The sequence below is a fragment of the Brevundimonas sp. genome, from assembly GCF_036677305.1.
GTDB lineage: Bacteria > Pseudomonadota > Alphaproteobacteria > Caulobacterales > Caulobacteraceae > Brevundimonas.
Genome location: NZ_JAKFEB010000266.1, coordinates 1 through 4,082, shown reverse-complemented (window position 1 = coordinate 4,082; position 4,082 = coordinate 1). Strand labels below are relative to the sequence as shown.

Here is a 4,082-nt window from a genome sequence, read left to right as displayed (position 1 = left end):
GCCGCCCCCGCCGCGGCGACGACGGCCGCCGCCGCGCCCGCGGCGCCGGGCGCTCCGGTTTTCGCCGTCGTCTATCCGGGCGGCGCCGTCAGCGGTCCGGCCACCGTCGCCCAGGGCCCTGACGGCCCCGGCGGCATCCTGAGCTTCACCACCGACGCCGCGCCCGAGGCGGTCATCGCCTTCTACCGCCAGCGCGCCGAGGCCGCCGGCCTGGCCTCCGTCATGGCCATGAACCAGGGCGAGGCCCGGGCGTACGGCGCCGCGGCCGAGGACGGCAGCGGCAAGCTGCTGCGCGTCGTCGCCACCCCGGTCGAGAACGGCCCGACCAGCGTCCAGCTGGACTGGACCGCCGGCGGGTGAGCCGCGCCGCCGCGCTCGCGGCCTGCGCCCTTCTGGGCGCCTGCGCCACGCGGAGCGGCCCTGCGCCGGTCGAGACGCCGCACGGATATCTGGATGAGGCGGCGATACGGTCTCTGGCCGATGCGACGCCCGCGCCGGCCCCATGGTCCCCCTCGGACCTAACGCCCGTCGAGCCCGGCACGGACCGCTGGTGGATGGCCACGGCCCACGCCCAGCTGGCGGCGCCCGACGGAGCCCAGCATTTCGACTGCGTCCTGAACGCCCGTTTCGCGCAGAGGCCCCGCCCGGCCCTGACCCGGCTGATGAACCGGCTGCTGATCGACGCCGACAGGCTGACCCGCCTGCTGTCCGAGCAGACGCCCCGGCCCCGCCCGATCAAGGCCATCGACGGCCTGCAGCCGTGCCAGAGAGTCAATGACGCCATGCGCGAGGGGCCGTCCTGGCCCGCGGGCGGCGCCGTCGTCGGCGCGGCCTATGGCGAAATGTTCGCGGCCCTGGCGCCCGACCGCGCCGCCGAGGTCCGGGGCATCGGCCGGGAGATCGGACAGAGTCGGGCGATCTGCCGCATGAACTGGCCGTCGGACGTCGCGGACGGCGCCGCCCTGGGCCGGCGGCTGTTTGCGGCCGAGGCCTCGACGGAATTCGCCGCCGATCTGGACGCCGCCCGGGCCGAGGTCGCCGCCGCACGGGCCGAGGGCCTGACCAATCCCGGCTGCGCCGCCGAACGCCGCGCTTTTGCGCAGACGGGTGCTCAGGCCGGGCGGGGCGCCGCCAGCGCGCCGTAGAGGTCCGTCCGCCGGTCGCGGAAGAAGCCCCAGGCGGCGCGGTGCCGGTCGACGTAGTCGAGGTCGAAGGTGTGGACCAGCGCCCCCTCGTCGTCGCGGCCGAAGCTTTCGACCAGATCGCCGCGATGGTCGGCGATGAAGGACGAGCCGTAGAAGACCTGTCCCGCCTCGGTGACCTGTTCATGCCCCGTGCGGTTGGCCCCGACGACGGGCACGACGTTCGAGACGGCGTGGCCCTGCATGGCGCGCCGCCAGGGGTCGGCGGTGTCCAGCTCCTTGTCGTGCGGTTCGGAGCCGATGGCGGTCGGATAGAACAGCACCTCGGCGCCCTGAAGCATCATGGCGCGGGCGGTTTCGGGGTACCACTGGTCCCAGCAGATGCCGACGCCGACGCGGCCGTGGCGCGTGTCCCAGACCTTGAAGCCGGTGTCGCCGGGCCGGAAATAATATTTCTCCTGATAGCCGGGGCCGTCGGGGATGTGGCTCTTGCGATAGACGCCCAGGGCGCGGCCGTCGGCGTCCAGCATGACCATGCTGTTGAAATAGTGCGGCCCCTCGCGCTCGAAGATCGAGACGGGGATGGCCACGCCCAGTTCGGCGGCGACGGGCTGGAGCGCCGTCACGCACGGATGCTCGCGCCAAGGATGGGCGGTGGCGAACCATTTCTCTTCCTGGCTGACGCAGAAATACGGCCCCTGGAACAGTTCGCTGGGCAGGATCACCTGCGCGCCCTTACCCGCCGCCTGACGGATCAGGTCGATGGTCTTGTCGATGTTGGCCTGCAGGTCCTCGCCATACGAGGTCTGCAACGCGGCGACGGAGATCGTGCGGGCCATCAGGCGGGCTCCTGCTGGGAGATGCAGTGGAAGGATCCGCCGCCCGACAGGATGGCGATCGACGGAAGGGCGATGATCTCGCGGTCCGGGAAGACCGTCGCCAGTCCCTGACAGGCGAGGTCGGCGGCGCGGTCGTCGCCGTAGGTCGGCACGATGACGGCGCCGTTGGCGATGAGGAAATTCATGTGGCTGGCAGGCACGGGCTTTTCGTCCTCGTCGCCGACGAAGCCGGGCGACGGCAGGCGCAGGACCTTGAGCGGCGCGCCGGTCGCATCCGTCATCTGCGACAGGGCGCGGGCCACGGCGTCATAGACGTGGTCGTTGGGGTCGCCCTTGCCCCAGGCGACCGGGCAGGCCACGACGCCCGGCGCGACGAAACGGGCCAGATTGTCGACGTGGCCGTCGGTGTGATCGTTCAGCAGGCCGTCGCCCAGCCAGAGCACCTTGGTCGCGCCGAGCGAGGCGGCGAGCGCCGCTTCAGCCTTCTCCCCGGTCCAGCCGGGATTGCGGTTGGGGTTCAGCACGCACTGGCGGGTGGTCAGGATCGTGCCCCGGCCGTCATGCTCCACGGCCCCGCCCTCGAGGATGAAGTCGTTGCGGGTCAGGGGGACGCCCGAGGCCTGACCGATCTGGTCGGCGACGGTGTCGTCATGCTCGAGCTCGTATTTGCCGCCCCAGCCGTTGAAGCGGAAGGCCGCCGCGCTCTTGGATCCGGCGCCGAAGATCGGGCCCGTGTCGCGTAGCCAGATGTCGCCGAACCGGCCGTCGATGACCTCAACCCCGGCCACGCCGTCGAACCGCGCGCGCGCGTCCTCCAGCGCTTCCGGCTTGCCGACCAGCAGCTTCACCTGTTCGCGGCCGGGACCCGCCAGGGCGCGGACCAGGGCCTCGACCTCGGCCTGGGCCGGTTCAAGGTTGTCTTCCCACAACTCGGCGTGGCTGGGCCAGCCGACCCACATCGCGCGGTGCGGCGTCCATTCGGCGGGGACGGGGGTGGTCATAAGGCAAGGTCCTGGACGGCGACGCAGCCGCGCCAGATAGACATGCGCGGCCCCGACTTCAACTCGCGCGGGCCGGCGAGGTTCGGTCGCGCGCCGCTCAAAGAAAAAGGGCGGTCCGTTGCCGGACCGCCCTTTCCCATCTGGATGGAATGACGTCCTAGAAGGTCATCCGCAGGGTCGCCATGGCGGTCCGCGGCGAGCCGAGGCTGGCGGTGCGGTTGCCGGAAATCTCGGTCGAGATGTTGGCGAGGTATTCTTCGTCGAACAGGTTCATGACGTTCACCTGGAAGTACATGCCCTCGTTGATGAAATCGAGGTCGTAGCGGGCGTCGAGATCGACGACCGTATAGGCCTGCGTCTGTTCATCGTTGACCAGGTTCGTCCAGCGTTCCGACACATATTTGCCCTGCAGCCCGAAGCTCAGCGGGCCGACGCTGTATTCACCGCGCAGGGCGTACTGCAGTTCCGGAACCTCGAACAGTTCATTGCCGGCGATCGACGGGGTCTGGCCGGGGATGTTGTCCTTGATCTCGCTGCCCAGGTACGACGCCGAGGCGTAGAGCGACAGGGCGTCGGTGATCACAAAGCCCAACTGGCCATCGGCGCCCCACCGGTCCACCGGACCGACGTTGATGTTGGTGACGATGGTTTCGCCGGTCGGGTTGCCGCTGCTATCCAGCACGTCGGTGATGGCGCGGGCGATGTAGTTCTCGAACTGCGACGAATAGGCCGAGACCGAGGCGATCAGGCGGCCCGACTGGTAACGGTAGCCCACATCGACGTTCGTGCTGGTTTCCGGCTCGGGGCTTGCCGGGATCCGATCGTAGAGGTCGTCGGTCCGCGGGGCCGAGAAGTTCTGCGAGTACGAGGCGAAGATCTGCTGGTTGGGGGCGAAACGCCAGGTCACGCCGGCGTTCGGCAGCACGTCTTCATAGTCGCGTTCGAACGACACCGGTGCGCCGGCCGCCAGGTTCGCGGCGCTGCCGGTCGGCTGTTGGGCCGAGCAGTAGGCGTCGAACGTATTGATCTGATAGCAGTAGTTGGTCAGCTCGCGGTGGAAGAACGGGGCGCGGACGCCGATGTCCAGGGTCACGGCGTCG

5 protein-coding genes are annotated in these 4,082 nt (G+C 70.0%); 2 read left to right on the top strand and 3 right to left on the bottom strand.

The window, feature by feature from the left end; genetic code table 11:
• Nucleotides 1-360 (top strand): hypothetical protein (locus tag V6M42_RS15270; RefSeq protein ID WP_332679268.1); only part of this gene is annotated, 360 nt, incomplete at its 5' end.
• Nucleotides 357-1,145 carry a PA-phosphatase gene (locus V6M42_RS15265; protein ID WP_332679267.1) on the top strand — a complete coding sequence of 263 codons (789 nt, stop codon included), beginning with the start codon at nucleotides 357-359 and terminating at the stop codon, nucleotides 1,143-1,145. The genes V6M42_RS15270 and V6M42_RS15265, both read left to right, overlap by 4 nt.
• On the opposite strand, the gene aguB is transcribed toward V6M42_RS15265, so the two are convergent.
• The 3 genes from aguB to V6M42_RS15250 form a co-directional block, all read right to left on the bottom strand.
• Nucleotides 1,112-1,981 (bottom strand): N-carbamoylputrescine amidase, encoded by an 870-nt coding sequence (gene aguB, locus V6M42_RS15260; protein WP_332679266.1) that lies wholly within the window; start codon nucleotides 1,979-1,981, stop codon nucleotides 1,112-1,114. The two genes, V6M42_RS15265 and aguB, sit on opposite strands and share 34 nt — an antisense overlap.
• Nucleotides 1,981-2,982: an agmatine deiminase family protein gene (locus V6M42_RS15255; protein ID WP_332679265.1), complete on the bottom strand. Its 1,002-nt coding sequence runs from the start codon at nucleotides 2,980-2,982 to the stop codon at nucleotides 1,981-1,983. The genes aguB and V6M42_RS15255 overlap by 1 nt, the downstream gene beginning before the upstream one ends.
• Nucleotides 2,983-3,139: 157 nt before the next feature.
• A partial coding sequence (locus V6M42_RS15250) for a TonB-dependent receptor domain-containing protein (RefSeq protein ID WP_332679264.1) occupies nucleotides 3,140-4,082 on the bottom strand: 943 nt, incomplete at its 5' end.

Coding starts and splice junctions, on each gene's coding strand:
- aguB (WP_332679266.1), bottom strand. CDS start 1,981: ATGGCCCGCACGATCTCCGTCGCCGCGTTGCAGACCTCGTATGGCGAG.
- V6M42_RS15255 (WP_332679265.1), bottom strand. CDS start 2,982: ATGACCACCCCCGTCCCCGCCGAATGGACGCCGCACCGCGCGATGTGG.